The organism is Thalassobaculum fulvum, from assembly GCF_014652915.1.
In the GTDB taxonomy this organism is placed as follows: Bacteria; Pseudomonadota; Alphaproteobacteria; order Thalassobaculales; family Thalassobaculaceae; genus Thalassobaculum_A; species Thalassobaculum_A fulvum.
In genome coordinates this window covers 79032-95025 of the sequence record NZ_BMZS01000001.1, presented here as the reverse complement: position 1 = coordinate 95025, position 15994 = coordinate 79032, and the positions used below count along the sequence as shown (strand labels likewise).

General features: G+C 71.9%; 18 protein-coding genes. 9 read left to right on the top strand and 9 right to left on the bottom strand.

From position 1 onward, the window contains the following. The first annotated feature begins 79 nt into the window (after positions 1-79). Positions 80-754: a TetR/AcrR family transcriptional regulator gene (locus IE246_RS00450; RefSeq protein WP_189986940.1), complete on the top strand. Its 675-nt coding sequence runs from the start codon at positions 80-82 to the stop codon at positions 752-754. Here the strand turns inward: IE246_RS00450 and IE246_RS00445 are convergent. Then, positions 738-1250, bottom strand: a complete 513-nt coding sequence (locus IE246_RS00445; protein WP_229836138.1) for a pentapeptide repeat-containing protein — start codon at positions 1248-1250, stop codon at positions 738-740. The genes IE246_RS00450 and IE246_RS00445 overlap by 17 nt on opposite strands. Positions 1251-2191: 941 nt before the next feature. Here IE246_RS00445 and sdhC point away from each other — a divergent pair. The 8 genes from sdhC (at position 2192) to IE246_RS00405 (ending at position 9035) form a co-directional block, all read left to right on the top strand. Next, positions 2192-2578 (top strand): succinate dehydrogenase, cytochrome b556 subunit, encoded by a 387-nt coding sequence (gene sdhC, locus IE246_RS00440; protein ID WP_189986939.1) that lies wholly within the window; start codon positions 2192-2194, stop codon positions 2576-2578. Positions 2579-2598: 20 nt separating this feature from the next. Continuing rightward, on the top strand, positions 2599-2997 hold the full coding sequence (sdhD, locus tag IE246_RS00435) for a succinate dehydrogenase, hydrophobic membrane anchor protein (protein WP_189986938.1): 399 nt from the start codon (positions 2599-2601) through the stop codon (positions 2995-2997). A gap of 4 nt (positions 2998-3001) precedes the next feature. Further along, entirely contained in the window at positions 3002-4792 is a 1791-nt protein-coding gene (gene sdhA, locus IE246_RS00430; protein WP_189986937.1) for a succinate dehydrogenase flavoprotein subunit, read from the top strand. 45 nt (positions 4793-4837) lie between these two features. Beyond that, complete coding sequence (locus IE246_RS00425) at positions 4838-5617, top strand: succinate dehydrogenase iron-sulfur subunit (RefSeq protein WP_189986936.1); 780 nt, start codon at positions 4838-4840, stop codon at positions 5615-5617. A gap of 264 nt (positions 5618-5881) precedes the next feature. Next, positions 5882-6643: a hypothetical protein gene (locus IE246_RS00420; protein ID WP_189986935.1), complete on the top strand. Its 762-nt coding sequence runs from the start codon at positions 5882-5884 to the stop codon at positions 6641-6643. Positions 6644-6680: 37 nt separating this feature from the next. Then, a complete protein-coding gene (locus IE246_RS00415) occupies positions 6681-7430 on the top strand; it encodes an SDR family oxidoreductase (RefSeq protein ID WP_189986934.1) in 750 nt (249 codons plus the stop codon). After that, positions 7417-8568, top strand: coding sequence for a cell division protein ZapE (zapE, locus tag IE246_RS00410; protein ID WP_189986933.1), 1152 nt, complete (start codon positions 7417-7419; stop codon positions 8566-8568). The genes IE246_RS00415 and zapE overlap by 14 nt, the downstream gene beginning before the upstream one ends. A gap of 11 nt (positions 8569-8579) precedes the next feature. After that, positions 8580-9035: a GNAT family N-acetyltransferase gene (locus IE246_RS00405; RefSeq protein WP_189986932.1), complete on the top strand. Its 456-nt coding sequence runs from the start codon at positions 8580-8582 to the stop codon at positions 9033-9035. 28 nt (positions 9036-9063) lie between these two features. Here IE246_RS00405 and IE246_RS00400 read toward each other — a convergent pair whose 3' ends face one another. The 8 genes from IE246_RS00400 to IE246_RS00365 form a co-directional block, all read right to left on the bottom strand. After that, complete coding sequence (locus IE246_RS00400) at positions 9064-9345, bottom strand: addiction module antidote protein (RefSeq protein ID WP_189986931.1); 282 nt, start codon at positions 9343-9345, stop codon at positions 9064-9066. Further along, the gene (locus IE246_RS28215; protein WP_308434467.1) at positions 9342-9509 is read right to left on the bottom strand and encodes a type II toxin-antitoxin system RelE/ParE family toxin; all 168 of its coding nucleotides are present in this window, start codon (positions 9507-9509) and stop codon (positions 9342-9344) included. The genes IE246_RS00400 and IE246_RS28215 overlap by 4 nt, the downstream gene beginning before the upstream one ends. Before the next feature lie 340 nt (positions 9510-9849). Beyond that, the gene (gene ptsP / locus IE246_RS00390) at positions 9850-11628 is read right to left on the bottom strand and encodes a phosphoenolpyruvate--protein phosphotransferase (RefSeq protein WP_189986930.1); all 1779 of its coding nucleotides are present in this window, start codon (positions 11626-11628) and stop codon (positions 9850-9852) included. Continuing rightward, the gene (locus IE246_RS00385) at positions 11618-11887 is read right to left on the bottom strand and encodes an HPr family phosphocarrier protein (protein ID WP_189986929.1); all 270 of its coding nucleotides are present in this window, start codon (positions 11885-11887) and stop codon (positions 11618-11620) included. The genes ptsP and IE246_RS00385 overlap by 11 nt, the downstream gene beginning before the upstream one ends. 51 nt (positions 11888-11938) lie before the next feature. Continuing rightward, entirely contained in the window at positions 11939-12346 is a 408-nt protein-coding gene (locus IE246_RS00380) for a PTS sugar transporter subunit IIA (protein WP_189987434.1), read from the bottom strand. A 38-nt stretch (positions 12347-12384) separates the two neighbouring features. Then, the gene (rapZ, locus tag IE246_RS00375) at positions 12385-13347 is read right to left on the bottom strand and encodes an RNase adapter RapZ (protein WP_189986928.1); all 963 of its coding nucleotides are present in this window, start codon (positions 13345-13347) and stop codon (positions 12385-12387) included. A 43-nt stretch (positions 13348-13390) separates the two neighbouring features. Then, complete coding sequence (locus tag IE246_RS00370; protein ID WP_189986927.1) at positions 13391-13822, bottom strand: HPr kinase/phosphorylase; 432 nt, start codon at positions 13820-13822, stop codon at positions 13391-13393. A gap of 19 nt (positions 13823-13841) precedes the next feature. Beyond that, positions 13842-15959, bottom strand: coding sequence for an ATP-binding protein (locus IE246_RS00365; RefSeq protein ID WP_189986926.1), 2118 nt, complete (start codon positions 15957-15959; stop codon positions 13842-13844). Positions 15960-15994 lie beyond the last annotated feature (35 nt).

Here is a 15994-nt window from a genome sequence, read left to right as displayed (position 1 = left end):
AGTACAGTTCAAGCCGTTCCCCGGCACGATCGGCGACAGGTCGACAAGGACGGCAGGGCGAAGGGAGGTGTGATTGACGATGCGACGGGACAGCGAGCCCGACCGGCAGGTCGGGCCGCGCGGGCAGGCGCGGCGGCGGGCCCTGCTGGACGCGGCCGCCCGGCTGTTCGTGACCAAGGGCTACGACAACACCACGTTGAGCGACCTGGTCGAGGCGGCCGGCGGGTCGAGGGCGACCATCTACGAGCTGTTCGGCGACAAGGCCGGGCTGTTCCGGGCGATGATGGAGGAGACCAACGGCCGGATCCTGGACCTGCTGGTGGCCGGCCGGCCGGCGGCACCGGTGCCGCCCGAGGAGGCGCTGGTCCGGTTCGCCACCGGCTTCCTGACCGGCATCCTGAACGACGACGTGCGCGCGGTGGTCCGGGTGCTGGTCTCCGAGAGCGGCCGCATCCCGGACGTCGCCGAGGCGTTCTGGGAGAGCGGGCCGTCGGTGATGGTGGCCCGGGTCGCCGACTGCCTGCGCAAGCTCGCCGAGGGCAACGGGCTGCGGGTCGAGGACCCCGAGGACGCCGCCCAGATCTTCCTGGGCATGGTCGTCGGCGAGTTCTTCATGAAGGGGCTGATCCTGCCGGGGCGGCCGGTGACCGAGGACGAGATCGACCGTCGGGTCCGCTACGCGGTGCGGCTGTTCCTCGACGGCATCCGGGCGGCGCCGGCGGCCGGCGACGCCGCGGTCAGCGGCAGAAGCTGATCGATCCCTCCGCGCACACCCGCTTGCCGTCGATCCAGGTGGCGCCCGACAGGTCGGCGCGGAAGAAGTTGGCGTCGCGCAGCCGGGCGCCGGTCAGGTCGGCGCCGCGCAGGTTGGCCGATACCAGCCGCGCGTCCGCCAGGTCGGCGTTCACGAACGACGCGTCCTGCAGCTTGGCCTCGGTGAAGTCGGCGCCGCGCAGCCGCGCCGCCTCGAACACCGCGCCGGTCAGGTCGGCGCCGAGGAACCGGACCCGCCCGGCCTCGAGCCGGGTGAAGTCGGTGCCGGCGAGCGTCGCACGGTTGAAGCTGGCGTTGTCGAGCCGGGCGCCGGTCAGGTCGATCCGGGCCAGGTCGTAGCGGTCGAAGTTGCACTGCCGCCAGTCGACGCCCGGCTGCGGCGGGTCGGTACAGGCGGCCAGGGCCGGACCCGCCGTCAGCGGCAGGAGGAAGGCCGCGGCGGCGGCGCTCAGCATGAACGTGCGGGCGGTTGCCATGCGACGAAACCTAGCACGCGGACGACGCCGGAAAAGCGAAAGCGAGTCGCACCCCGGAACCGGTCGCCGAGACGGAACGGGCGCCGAAGTCTCGCGACCCCGGCGCCCGACCGTCGCCCGGCAGGACCGGGCGCAATCGCATGGGTGCGGGCAGCCCTCGGCGGCGCCTCGCGACTGTCTTGGCACGGACCCCGCCGGCTGTCCGCCGACGGCCGCGCCCGCAGCCGGCCCGTCGGTCCGCACATCGCCGGACACGAGCCGCCGACCCGCCGGACACCCCCTCCCTTGGCCCGAAGGGGCGGCCATGCCTCGGAGCGGAGATCTCCGGGCCCGGGCGGCGCGGCACGGGCGCACCACCTGTCGGATCGACGGGCCGCATCGGCGGCGGACCGGTGCGCAGCCCCAGGAGAAGAGCCGACACCCCGGACCGGGTCCCGTTCGTCGACGCCAATTCGAAAGACGGCAAGCCGCTCCGGATCGTCGTTGTCTTAACCGGAACCCCACACGATAAACAAACTGTGCCGGACGAACTTGTAGGGCGCAAGAAAAAATGCAAGATCGCGGGCGATTCAGAAGAGTTGTTATTCATCAACATTTATGAACAGTGAGTTCTATGCTTATCCACGAAACTATCCACAGCGCCCTGACGGCCCGGGCGCGAAAAAGAGGCGGGCGTGCAGGCGGTTGCGGCGGCCGGCGGCGCGGTCGCCGGGACCGTGGCCCGGCCTGGGGATAGCTGGCCACCGGGTTTTCCGCGCTCTATATCGATTGCTGCAGTGCGTGAATCGTCGGGTTTGTGCCGGCCCGGCAATGGTCTATAAGGGCCGCGTCGACTCGACGGAGCGCGCGCGCCGGTTTTCGGAGTCGATCGGGCGGAGCCCGCAGGGATCGCCGTCCGCGAGGGAACGCCGTGAAGGGGGTTTGCCCGTGAGGGGGTTCGAATGAGCGCTGACCGTCGGCCGTTGTCGCCGCATCTTCAGATCTACAAGCCGCAGCTCACCAGCGTGCTGTCGATTTCGCACCGGATCACCGGCATCGCCCTGGCGGTCGGCACCCTGCTGCTGACGTGGTGGCTGCTCGCCGCCGCCGCCGGCCCGGACGCCTTCGCGGCGGTCCAGGGCTTCCTCGGCTCCTGGCTCGGCTACCTGATCCTGTTCGGCTTCAGCTACGCGCTGATGTACCACCTGTGCGCCGGCATCCGGCACCTGTTCTGGGACGCCGGCTACGGCTTCGAGCTGGAGACCGTCTACAAATCCGGCTGGGCGACGGTGATCGCCTCGGCGGTGCTGACCGTGATCGCCTGGGCGATCGCGATCGCATCGGCCTGAGCGCGCGGAGGACACGAGAGATGGCAAGCAAGACGATGCGCTCGATGCGCACGCCGCTGGCACGGGTCCGCGGGCTCGGCTCGGCGAAGGAAGGGTTTCACCACTGGTGGATGCAGCGCCTGACGGCGATCGCGCTGGTGCCGCTGGCCCTGTGGTTCGTGGTCTCGGTCGCCGGCATGGCCGGCATGGACCATGCCGCGGCGGTCACCTGGATCGGCTCGCCGGCGGTCACCGTGCTGCTGGTCCTCCTGATCGCCGCGACATTCTGGCACGCCCAGCTCGGTGTCCAGGTGGTGATCGAGGACTATGTCCACGGCGAGGGCTGCAAGCTCGTCGCCCTGATCGCGGTGAAGTTCGCGGCCGTGCTGCTGGCGGTCGCCGGGATCGTCGCGGTCCTGCGTGTGTCGTTCGGAGGCTGAGGTCATGGAATCCTACAAGATCGTCGACCACGAGTACGACGTGGTGGTGGTCGGGGCCGGCGGCGCCGGTCTGCGCGCCACCCTCGGCATGACCCTGGAGGGGCTGAAGACCGCCTGCATCACCAAGGTGTTCCCGACCCGCAGCCACACCGTCGCCGCCCAGGGCGGCATCGGCGCCGCGCTCGACAACATGGGCGAGGGCGACAACTGGCGCTTCCACATGTACGACACCGTCAAGGGCTCCGACTGGCTCGGCGACCAGGACGCGATCGAGTACATGTGCCGCAACGCCATTCCGGCTGTGATCGAGCTCGAGCATTTCGGCGTGCCGTTCTCGCGTACCGACGAGGGCAAGATCTACCAGCGGCCGTTCGGCGGCCACACGCTGAACCACGGCAAGGCCATGGCCAAGCGGGCCTGCGCCGCCGCCGACCGCACCGGCCACGCCATCCTGCACACCCTGTACCAGCAGTCGCTGCGCAACCACGCGGAGTTCTTCGTCGAGTACTTCGCCCTCGACCTGATCATGGACGAGGAAGGGGCGTGCCGCGGGGTCATGGCGCTGTGCCTGGAGGACGGCACCATCCACCGGTTCCGCGCCCACCAGACGGTGCTGGCGACCGGCGGCTATGGCCGCGCCTACTTCTCCTGCACGTCGGCCCACACCTGCACCGGCGACGGCAACGCCATGGTGCTGCGCGCCGGCCTGCCGCTGCAGGACATGGAGTTCGTGCAGTTCCACCCGACCGGCATCTACGGCGCCGGCTGCCTGATCACCGAGGGCGCGCGCGGCGAGGGCGGCTACGTCACCAACTCCGAGGGCGAGCGCTTCATGGAGCGCTACGCGCCGACCGCCAAGGACCTGGCCTCGCGCGACGTGGTCAGCCGGGCGATGACCATCGAGATCAACGAAGGGCGCGGCGTCGGTCCGAACAAGGACCACATCATGCTGCACCTGGAGCACCTGGACCCGGCAGTCCTGCACCAGCGCCTGCCGGGCATCTCGGAGACCGCCAAGATCTTCGCCGGCGCCGACGTCACCAAGGAGCCGATCCCGGTGCTGCCGACCGTGCACTACAACATGGGCGGCATCCCGACCAACTACCACGGCGAGGTGATCGCCCCGACCGCGAGCGACCCGGACCGGGTGGTCCCGGGCCTGATGGCGATCGGCGAGGCGGCCTGCGTGTCGGTGCACGGCGCCAACCGCCTCGGCACCAACTCGCTGCTCGACATCGTGGTGTTCGGCCGGGCCGCCGCCCACCGCGCCGCCGAGACAGTGAAGCCGGGCGAGGGCCACAAGCCGCTGCCGGCCGACGCCAGCGAGAAGGCGATCGAGCGCCTCGACCGCATGCGCAACGCCAAGGGCGGCACCAACGCCGGCAAGATCCGCCTGGACATGCAGCGCACAATGCAGACCCACGCCGCGGTGTTCCGCACCGACGAACTGATGCAGGGCGGCATCAAGAAGCTGCACGAGGTCGCCGGCTCGATGGCCGACCTCGGCCTGAACGACCGCTCGCTGATCTGGAACTCCGACCTGGTCGAGGCGCTGGAGCTCGAGAACCTGATGAGCCAGGCGATCGTGACCCTGACCTCGGCGTCGCTGCGCAAGGAGAGCCGCGGGGCGCACGCCCACGAGGACTTCCCGGACCGCGACGACGCGAACTGGATGAAGCACACCGTCATGTGGCTGGACGACAAGAACCAGCACACCGTGATGTACCGCGACGTCCACATGAACACGCTTTCGAACGAGGTGGAGAGCATCCCGCCGGTGGCGCGCGTCTACTGACGCGCCCGCTTCCGCACCGCTCCCACCGTCAGACGGGGATCATCGATGGCCGAGTTCACCCTGCCCGCCAACTCCAAGGTCAAGATTGGCGACACCTACAAGGCGCCGGAGGGCGCCAAGCGGGTCAAGAAGTTCAAGATCTACCGCTGGGACCCCGAGAAGGGCGGCAACCCGCGGCTCGACACCTACGAGATCGACCTCGACGACTGCGCGCCGATGGTCCTGGACGCGCTGATCAAGATCAAGAACGAGGTCGACACCACCCTGACCTTCCGGCGGTCCTGCCGCGAGGGCATCTGCGGGTCGTGCGCGATGAACATCGACGGCACCAACACGCTGGCCTGCCTGAAGCCGATCGAGGAGGTCGAGGGCGACGTCGCGATCTACCCGCTGCCGCACATGCCGGTGATCAAGGATCTGGTCCCCGACCTGACGGTGCCGTACACCCAGCTCGCCTCGGTGCAGCCCTGGCTGCAGGCCGACACACCGCCCTCGCCGACCGAGGAGCGCCGGCAGAGCCCGGAGGAGCGCGCCAAGCTCGACGGGCTGTGGGAGTGCGTGCTGTGCTTCTGCTGCCAGACCTCGTGCCCGAGCTACTGGTGGAACGGCGACCGCTATCTCGGCCCGGCGGTGCTGCTGCAGGCCTACCGCTGGATCGCCGACAGCCGCGACGAGTACACCGGCGAGCGTCTCGACGCGCTGGAGGACCCGTTCCGGCTGTACCGCTGCCACACCATCATGAACTGCACCAAGACCTGCCCGAAGGGCCTGAACCCGGCGAAGGCGATCGCCGAGATCAAGAAGCTGATGGTGGCCCGGCAGTAGCCGCGGTTCTCGCCCGGCGTCTCGTGGGTTCCGGGTCGCGCTACGCTTGCCCGGAATGACGAGTTGGGAAACTTGGCGACCGGCCGAGTCCGCCCCTCCCCTCCGTCATTCCGGACCGGTCCGCCCGCGGCGGCACGGATCCGGAACCCACGGCGTGACGGGCGGCGGATGCTTGCGGCCATCGCCGCCCCTCGATTGCCATCCTTTCGCCTGCTGGCTATGGTCGCGTCGCCGTCCGTTTCCCATCGGACGAAAGGATTCGCCATGCTTCGATCCAGCCCGTTTCCCGCCGCCCTGATCCTGCTCGCCGCGGTCGCCCTGCCGGGGGCACCGGTGCACGCCCAGACCGCCGTGCCGGAGGCCGGGGCCGGCGGCGCCCCCGCGATCGAGCGCCAGGGCGCGGCCGACGACGAGGTGATGCTGGAACTCTCGGTCGAGGACTGGGTCGAGACCGACACCGCCACCGTGCGGCTCGGCGCCGACCTGGCGGTCGAGGCCGGCAAGTTCGGGGCCGCCCGCCAGGACCTGGTGGCGACGCTGCAGGGCTTCGGCACCGGGGCCGAGTGGCGGATCGTCGATTTCGGAAAGCTCGGCGACGACGCCGGCTTCGAGCGCTGGCGGCTGGTCGCCGAGGCGCGGGTGCCGGAGGCCGCACTGGCCGAGCTCGCCGGCAAGGCCAGGGAGGCCACCAGGCCGGGCCGGGCGCTGTCGGTCGCGTCGATCGAGTACACCCCGACCCTGGCCGAGCGCGAGGCCGTGGTCGACCGGCTGCGGGCCCGGATCTACGGCAGGGTGGCGCGCGAGCTGGCCGCCCTGAACGGCGCCTTCGCCGACCGCGACTTCCGGATCCGGATGATCGACTTCACCACCGGCTTTCGGCCGCAGCCACGCATGATGACCATGGCGCGGGCCGAGCAAGCGGGCGGTGCCATGAAGATGGCCGACGCCGGCGGCGGCCTGGCCGGGGCCGAGAAGGCGACGTTGACCGCCCGCGTCACCCTGGCGGCGGTCGCGCCGACCGAGTAGCCGACACATCGACACCGAGACCAGCGGGGAGGGCAGGATGTCCGGAAAGGTACTGATCGTGACCGGCGGTTCGCGCGGCATCGGGGCGGCGGTCTGCCGCCTCGCCGCCGCCCGGGGCTGGGACGTCGCCGTCAACTACGCCGGCAACGCGGCGGCCGCCGAGCAGACCGCCGAGGCGGTCCGGGCGGCCGGCCGGCGGGCCATCACGGTGCAGGGCGACATGGCCGAGGAGGCCGACATCCTGCGGCTGTTCGAGACCGCCGAGCGCGAACTCGGAGCGGTCGGCGGGCTGGTCGCCAACGCCGGCATCACCGGCTCGATCACCCGGGTCGAGGACATGACCACCGACGCCATGCGCGCGGTCGTCGGCCTCAACGTCATCGGCCTGATGATCGCCAACCGCGAGGCGGTCCGCCGGATGTCGACCAAGCGCGGCGGCCAGGGCGGGGCGATCGTGAACCTGTCGTCGATCGCACCGCGCATCGGCTCGCCGAACGAGTTCGTGCACTACGCCGCCTCCAAGGGCGCGGTCGACGCCTGGACCCTCGGCCTCGGCCGCGAGGTCGCCGGCGAGGGCATCCGGGTGAACGCCGTCGCGCCGGGCATGATCGACACCGACATCCACGCCACCGCCGGCGCCCCCGACCGGGCCCAGCGGTTGGGCGCCACCGTGCCGATCGGCCGGGCCGGCACCGCCGAGGAGGTCGCCGAGGCGATCGTCTGGCTGCTGTCGGACGCCGCCCGCTACTGCGTCGGCACGATCCTGAACGTCAATGGCGGCCGCTGAGGCCGAGACCCCGGCGCCGGCCGGCGGCCCGCTCGCCCGCTACCGGGCGCGGGTCGCGTCCGGCGAGCTGAAGGGCGATCCCGAACAGGAGGCCGCGTCGGCCCGCCTCGACGACCTGGCGCGTGCCGTCGACGGCTGGCAGGCGCGCTCGGCCTCGGCCGGCGGCTGGCTGTCGAAGCTCGGCCTGCGCCGCTCCCGGGAGGCCGCCGCCCCAACGGGGTTGTACCTGTTCGGCCCGGTCGGGCGCGGCAAGTCCATGCTGATGGACCTGTTCTTCGAGGCCGCCCCGGTCGCGGCCAAGCGCCGGGTGCACTTCCACGAGTTCATGCAGGAGGTGCACGGGCTGATCCACCGGTTCCGCCAGGCCGGCGGCGCCGGCGATTCGCCGATCCTGCAGGCGGCGGCCAGCGTCGCCGACCAGGTGTCGCTGCTGTGCTTCGACGAGATGGAGGTGCGGGACATCGCCGACGCGATGATCCTGGCGCGGCTGTTCACCGCCCTGTTCGAGCGCGGCGTGGTGGTGGTCACCACCTCCAACCGGCCGCCCGACGACCTGTACAAGGGCGGCCTGCACCGCGACCGCTTCCTGCCGTTCATCGAGCTGCTGAAGGAGCGGCTCGACGTCGTCGATCTCGGCGACGGCACCGACTACCGGCGCGACCGGCTGGTCGGCGAGACCCTGTTCTTCACCCCGGCCGATGCGGCGGCGCGGGCCGCGCTCGACCGGCTGTTCGCCGAGCTGACCGGCGGCGCCGAGCCGGAGCCGGACAGCGTGGTGGTGCACGGCCGCGAGCTGGAGGTGGCGCACGCCGCCAAGGGGGTGGCGCGGTTCGGCTTCGAGGAGCTGTGCGCCCGGCCGCTCGGGCCCGCCGACTTCCTGGCGCTCGCCCGGCGTTACCGGGCGGTGCTGATCGACGACGTCCCGCTGATGACCGATGCGATCCGCGACCGGGCACGGCGTTTCATGCTGCTGATCGACTCGCTGTACGAGCGCCGGGTCACCCTGGTGTGCTCGGCCGCCGCCGAGGCCGAGAAACTGTACGCCGGCAGCGACTGGGGCTTCGAGTTCGACCGCACGGTGTCGCGGCTGATGGAGATGCGCTCGGCCGACTATTTCGCCGAGCCGCACCGGCCTTGAATGAGGGGGCCGTGAGCGACGTCCGGGTCCGGCGGGCCGAGCGCGGCGACGCCCCCGCCCTGCTGGCCATGCTGGTGGCGCTGTCCCGCATGCACGGTCGCGAGCCGACGATCGGCCTCGAGGCGTTCGAGCGCGACGGCTGGGACGAGCCGGCGCGCTTCCAGGCCTGGATCGCCGAGGCCGCCGACGGCGCGCCGGTCGGGTTCGTGCAGGGCTTCCCGAAATATGCGAGCTGGACCGGCGGCGACTGGTTCTTCGTGGCCAATCTCTGGGTCGAGCCGGACTGCCGAACCGGCGGCGTCGGCACGGCGCTGATGGCGGCGGTCGAGGCCCACGCCCGGGCCACCGGCCGCACCCGGATCGAGCTCACGGTCGCCCGCGACAACCCGGCGGTCGGGTTCTACCGGCGGCTCGGCCTGACCGACCGCGGCGACTACCGCATGGCGCTGGATCTGGCGCCGCTGTGATCGGGGCGCCCGACCCGCTCTCGGGTCGTCAGGCCACCACGGTGAGCCGCAGGCCGAGCGCCTTCAGGACCCTGACGACCGTCGCGAACTCGGGATTCCCGCTGGGCGACAGTGCCTTGTAGAGGTTGGTTCGGCCGAGGCCGGTGGCCTTTGCGATGTCGGTCATTCCCTTCGCGCGGGCGACGTCGCCCAGGGCCGCCTTCAGCAACTCGGGATCGCCGTCCTCAAGAACCGCGTCGAGGTAGGCGGCGATGTCCTCCTTGCTGTTCAGCGTCTCCGCGGCGTCCCAGGGACGGGTCCTCGGCTTCATGGCGTCCTCGTCAGGTCTCGCGCCAATTGGATGGCGCGGGCTATGTCGCGGCTCTGACGGCGCTTGTCGCCGCCGCACAACAGGACGACCACGGTCTCGCCGTGTCTCGCGAGGTACAGGCGATAGCCTGGGCCATGGTCGACGCGCAGCTCCGACAGACACACCGCCGCCGACCGGCTTGACGTCGCCAAGATTGCCGAGCGAGAGGCGGCGGATACGGGCGGTGATCCGGGCGCGGGCCTGACGGTCCCGAAGCCGTGCGAACCAGTTGGCGAACACGTCGGTCTGGCGAATTTCTATCAGCACGAACTGTCTCTCTTGAAAGACAGTTCGTCAAGCGTGAGATGGGTCACGGCAGGCTTGGTGCTGCGACTGTCTTCCGCCAAGGGCTCTACGTTTGGCATCGGATCGGCTAAGCGAGCCCGAGAGGCCGAATTGCCGGGACGTGGCAGCGCGAGGCGCGGAACAGAGCGGAAGCCGGCTTCGAGCCGCTATCCGCCTGCCTCAGAGTCCTTCGTTGAAGTCGTCCAGCAGGGTGGCGATCCGGGTCTCGTCGACCTGGTCCATGATGGCGCGGGCGCGCTGGGTCGCCGGGCCGGCGGCCAGCCGGCGGATGCGCTGCTTGACCCGCGGCAGCGCGGTGCCGGCCATCGACAGCTCGCCGACCCCGAGCCCGACCAGCAGCGGCGCATAGCGCGGGTCGCCGGCGATCTCGCCGCAGACGCTGACCGGGATGGCGTTGCGGTGGGCGGCCTCGACCGTGAACTGGATCAGCCGCAGCACCGACGGGTGCAGCGGGTTGTACAGGTCGGCGACCTGCTCGTCGCCGCGGTCGATCGCCAGCGTATACATGGTCAGGTCGTTGGTCCCGAGCGCCATGAAGTCGCACTCGCGGGCCAGCGCGTCGGCGGTCAGGGCCGCACCCGGCACCTCGATCATCACGCCGAGCGGCGGCACCGGGTTGGCGATCGGCACCTTGCGGCGCTTGAGGCGGCTCACCACCCGGGCCAGGATCGCGCGCACCGCCCGCACCTGACCCACCGACGAGATCATCGGCAGCAGGATCCGCACCGGCCCGTGCGCCCCGGCCCGCAGGATCGCCGCCAGCTGGGTCTCCAGCAGCTTCGGCTCCTTCAGCGCCAGGCGGATGGCGCGCAGGCCGAGTGCGGGGTTGGCCGATTCCGCGATCCGCTCGCCGAGCGCGGTGGCCAGCTTCTCGCCGCCGACGTCGAGGGTGCGGATGGTGACCGGCCGGCCGTCCAGGGTCTCCACCATGTGCCGGAGGGCGGCGTACTGCTCGTCCTCGCTCGGCAGGTCGGGGCGGTTCATGAACAGGAACTCGGTGCGCAGCAGGCCGATGCCCTCGGCGCCACCGTGCAGGGCGGTGTCGAGGTCGCGCGGCAGCTCCAGGTTGGCCTGCAGGCCGATCCGCACGCCGTCGGTCGTCACCGCCGGCAGCCCGCGCAGCCGGTTGAGCTGGCGCTCCAGCCGCCGCCGGGCCTCGGCCTTGCGGCGGTACTCGGCGAGCGTCTCGGGGTCCGGGTCGACCACGATCCGGCCGGCCTCGCCGTCGACGATCAGCCGGACGCCCGAGCGGACCCGGGCCGACACCGCCGGCACCCCGAGCACCGCCGGGATCCCCATGGAGCGCGCCATGATCGCGGTATGGCTGTCGGCACCGCCGAGCGCGGTCGCGAAGCCGGCGACCAGGGCCGGGTCCATCAGCGCGGTGTCGGCCGGGCTCAGCTCCTCGGCGACCACGATGGTGCCCGGGGTCAGCATCGAGAACGCGTGGTACGGGGTCGCCGTCAGGTGCCGCAGGATGCGGTCGCCGACCTCGCGGATGTCCTGGCCGCGCGACGCCAGATAGGCGTCGCCGACCGCCTCCAGGCCGCGGACCAGCTGGCCGACGACGGCCTGGACCGCAGCCTCGGCGTTGACCGCCCGGGTCCGGATGGCGGTCTCGACGCCGCCGGCCAGGCGGCTGGACTCCAGCATGGCGCCGTGGGCGTCGAGCAGCGGGCCGAGCTCCTCCAGCACCGACTCCGGCAGCGCCTCGGCCTTGCGGCGCAGCTTGCGCACCTGCCGCCGCGCCCTGGCGAGCGCACCGCGGAACCGCTCGATCTCGGCGTCGACCGCCTCGGGGGCCACCGCGAACTCCGGAACCTGGGCGATCCCGCCCTCCAGCACGTAGGCCGGGCCGATGGCGATCCCGGCCGAGACGCCGATGCCGTCGAACACGACGGGCCGGGCACCGCGTTTCCGGCCGCGCTCAGTCTTCATCGAACTTGCCGTCGACCAGGACGGCGATCGCCTCGACGGCGGCGGTGGCCTGCGGGCCGTCGGCCACCACCTCGATGGAGCTCCCGGGCGAGGCCGCCAGCATCATCAGGCCCATGATCGAGCGCCCGGACACCGTCTGGCCGTCCTTGCGCACCGCGACCTCGGCGTCGAACGAGCCGGCGCACTGCACGAACTTGGCGGCGGCCCGCGCATGCAGGCCGCGCTTGTTGGTGATGAGGAGGACCCGACGCGCCGTCATCGACCCGTCCCCGCGGCCGGCCGGCCGCCCCGTCCGGCGCTGCCAGCCATGTCACCGCCCCGCGCCGCCGAGCACCTCGGAGGCGATCGAGATGTACTTGCGCCCGGCGTCGCGGGCCGCCGCCGCCGCCTCGGCCAGCGTGCCGCCGACCCGCGCGCTCGCCAGCTTGATCAGCATCGGCAGGTTGACGCCGGCGATGACCTCGACTCCGGGCCGGTCGAGGATCGAGATCGCGAGGTTCGACGGGGTGCCGCCGAACATGTCGGTCAGGACCACGACGCCGCTCCCGGAATCCATGGCGTCGACGCGCTCCAGGATCTCGCGCCGGCGCTGCTCCATGTCGTCGTCCGGCCCGATGCAGACCGTCGCGATGGCCGTCTGCGGCCCGACGACGTGCTCCATGACCAGCCGCAGCTCCTCGGCGAGCCGGCCATGCGTCACCAGCACCAGACCGATCACCGGGTCCCCGGTCCCGGCGTCAGCCATTCCCATGATCGTCAGCCATTCGTCGCCTCTCCGGTCGTCGACTGCTCCCCCTCCCCTGCCGCTGCCGGCAGGTCGCGATGCCTGAGCGTGACAGGAGTGCCGAGGCTCTTCAACCACGCCGCCAGCCGTTCGGCGGTGACCACCGAGCGGTGCTTGCCGCCGGTACAGCCGACCGCGATCGTCAGGTAGCTCTTGCCCTCGCTCTGGTAGCGCGGCAGCAGCGGTTCCAGCAGCGCCTGCAGGCGCGCCAGGAACGGTTCGAAGTCGGGATCGCGCCCGACATGGGCGGCGACCGCCGGGTCGCGACCGTCATGCGGGCGCAGCTCCTCGACGTAGTGCGGGTTGTCGAGGAACCGCACGTCGAACACCATGTCGGCCTCGCGCGGCAGGCCGCCGCGGAACGCGAACGACAGCACCGTCACGGTCATCTGCCGCCCGCCGCCGACCGCCAGCGCCGCCGCCAGCGCCTGCCGGAAGGTCGCGAGGGTCAGCGCCGAGGTGTCGATCACCACGTCGGCCGCCTCGCGCAGCGGCATCATGACCTCGCGCTCGATCCGGATGCCGTCGGCGACCGGCCGGTCGGTCGCCAGCGGGTGCCGGCGCCGGGTCTCGGTGAAGCGGCGGATCAGCACGGCGTCGTCGCAGTCCAGGTAGACCACGCGAAGGTCGAGATCGGAGCGGGCGCGCAGCGCCGTCAGCTGGTCGAGCAACAGCCGCTGGTCGAAGCCGCGGGTCCGCAGGTCGACGCCGACCGCCAGCCGCGTCGCCCCCATCGCGACCGACCCGGTGCCCGCCGGCGCGTCCCCGCCGCGGCCCGGCGCCAGCAGGATCGGCAGCAGCGACAGCGGCAGGTTGTCGACCGCCTCGAACCCCTCGTCCTCCAGGATCTTCAGGGTGGAGGTCCGCCCGGCGCCGCTGAGCCCGGTGACCAGCACCACCAGGGTCCGGCCGGCCTGTTCGCCCGGATCGCTCACGGCCGGCGCCTCGGTCGGCCGCCAGTCATTGATCGGTCGGGGGTCATTCGTCGGTCACCATGCGCAGGGCCAACCGGATCTTGGCCGGCGCCGAAGCTTCGAAGGCGGCCAGCACGATCAGCGGGATCGACACCCCGGCATGGGTCCAGCGGCCGGGATCCGGCAGCCGCGGCACCTGTTCCGGAGGCACCAGGTCGACCGCCAGGACCAGCGGCGCGCGCGGCACCGAGGCGATCGTCACGATCCCGATGCCGCGAACCTCGAGTCGGTTGCGCAACGCCTCCGGCGCCCGGGCCACCAACCGGTCGCCCTCGCGCACCAGCTCGGTCCGGTCGTCCGCGACCAGGCCGGCCCCGGCGTCGATCAGCCGGAGCGCCACGTCCGACTTGCCGGCGCCCGACGGCCCGCGGAGCAACACCGCCCGACCGTCGATCGCCACCGTGGTGCCCCAGACCGTCTCCATGGCGCGCAGCATGGCCGGCCGGCGCCGGCTGTCAACGGCGATCTCCGCCGGCGGTCGGATCGAGGGTCCGCAGCGAGCGTCGCCCGGCGTCGGCGACGTCCTCGATCAGCGCGTTGAGGGCCTCGACGTTGGAGCGCGGCGCCGCCGCCACCAGCCGGCGCGACCGGTCGGCCAGGGAGTCGAGACCGGCATCGCCGGACGCCGCGACCAGGTTGAGGGCGGTCGACCGGACCGCCTCGCGGTCGTCGCGTTCGAGTCCCGCCAGCCGGTCCAGCAACTCGCCGATCCGGGTCAGGCTCCCGTCCGCGCCGCGGTCCGGCGGACCCTCCGCGGCGGCCGCGACGGGATCGGGCGGCAGCTCCGGCGGACTCACGGCCGGCGCCGGCCGGGTGCTCCCGGCCCCGCCCCAGCGCTGCAGCACTTCCTCGAGCTTGGCACGCTCCAGCGGCTTGGTCAGGAAGTCGTTCATGCCGGCGTCCAGGCAGGCCCGGAGATCCTCGCGCGAGGCGTAGGCGGTGAGCGCGACGATCGGAACGGCGGCGGCCGGGCCGTCCAGGGCGCGGATCGCACGGGTCGCGGCCAACCCGTCCATCACCGGCATCTGCACGTCCATCAGGACCAGGTCGAAGGGCGAGCCGCGCACGGCGTCGACCGCCTGCTGGCCGTCGGGGACGACGAGCACCGAATGGTTCGACTGGCGCAGCGTGACTTCCAGCATCTCGGCGTTCAGCGGCACGTCCTCGGCGACCAGGATCCGCAGGCCGGCCGGCTTGCCGGGAGCCGCGCCGCCGACGGCGGACTTCGGCACCGCTGCCGTGCTCCGGCGAACCGGCACCCGGACCGTCACCGTGGTGCCCTCGCCGCGGGTGCTCTCCACCGTCAGCTCGCCGCCCATCGCCTGGACCAGCATCCGGCTGATCACCAGGCCGAGACCGGTGCCGCCGCGGCCGACATGGTCGCCCTGGACGAACGGGCTGAACAGCTGCGCCATCTCGGCCTCGGTCATGCCGATCCCGCTGTCGGCGATGGTGATGGTCAGATCGCCCGGCGCGTCGGCTGGGCCGGCCGCGTGCCGGACCGACACGGCGATCCGCCCGGCATCGGTGAACTTGACCGCGTTGCCGAGCAGGTTCAGCAGGACCTGCCGAAGCCGGACGGGGTCGGCCTCGACCGTCCCGGGCAGGTCGCTCGGGAGGTCGAGGGTACAGGCGATGCCCTTGGCCTCGAGCTGCGGCAGCAGCATTTCCCGGCAGCTCTCGACCAGCTCCACCACGTCGACCGGCCGCAGGTCGAGGGCGACCCCGCCGGAGTCGATCTTCGCGAAGTCGAGGATGTCGTCGATGATCCGCAGCAGGCCCTGCGCGGCGTCGCCGATCTGGTCGGTGCAGCGGCGCTGGAAGCTGTCGAGCTTGGAGTCGCGCAGCAGGTCGACGAAGCCGACCACGGCGTTCATCGGGGTCCGGATCTCGTGGCTCATGGACGCCAGGAACCGGGTCTTGGCCTCGGCCGCCGCCCGGGTCCGGGACTCGGTCTGCCGAAGCTCCTGCTCGAGGCTGCGGCGGCGCCAGTCCTGCTCGAGCAGGAAGCCGAGCACCAGCACCCCGGTGACGTTGCCGGTGAGCACCAGCCACCAGGCCTTGGACAGCAGCTCGAACCCCATTCGCCAATCCGGCAGCAGGAACGCCGTCGGCAGGGCGCACAGCGTCCCGATCACGGCGAATCCGAGGAGCCAGGTCAGGCTCGGCCGGCTAGCCTGCCGTCGCAGCAGCGCCCAGCCCAGGATGCCGACGATGGTGTAGACCGCGATGCCGGTCATGCCGCCGACCGCCCCGGGGCCGCCGATCCATCCCCGCATCGCGCCGCCGATCGCGCCGGCGACCACCGCGGCCGCCGGTCCGCCGTAGACACCGGCCAGCATGGCCGGTCCGCCCCGCGGGTCGATGGTGGCGCCCATCGGGAACACCACCGGGTCGGCCATCACGATCGCCACCGCCAACCCGAACACCGCGCCCATCGTCACCGACCGCTGCCAGCCCGGCGTGTCGCCCGAACGACCCGGTTGCAGCATCGAGATCCCGATCGCCATGAGCGCGAGAATGCCCAGGCTGTGCAGGACCGCGACGGCGGATGTCACCGATGCGCCGAGCATGGCAGACGTCTTCACTCCTCTCCGAGAGGCGCAAC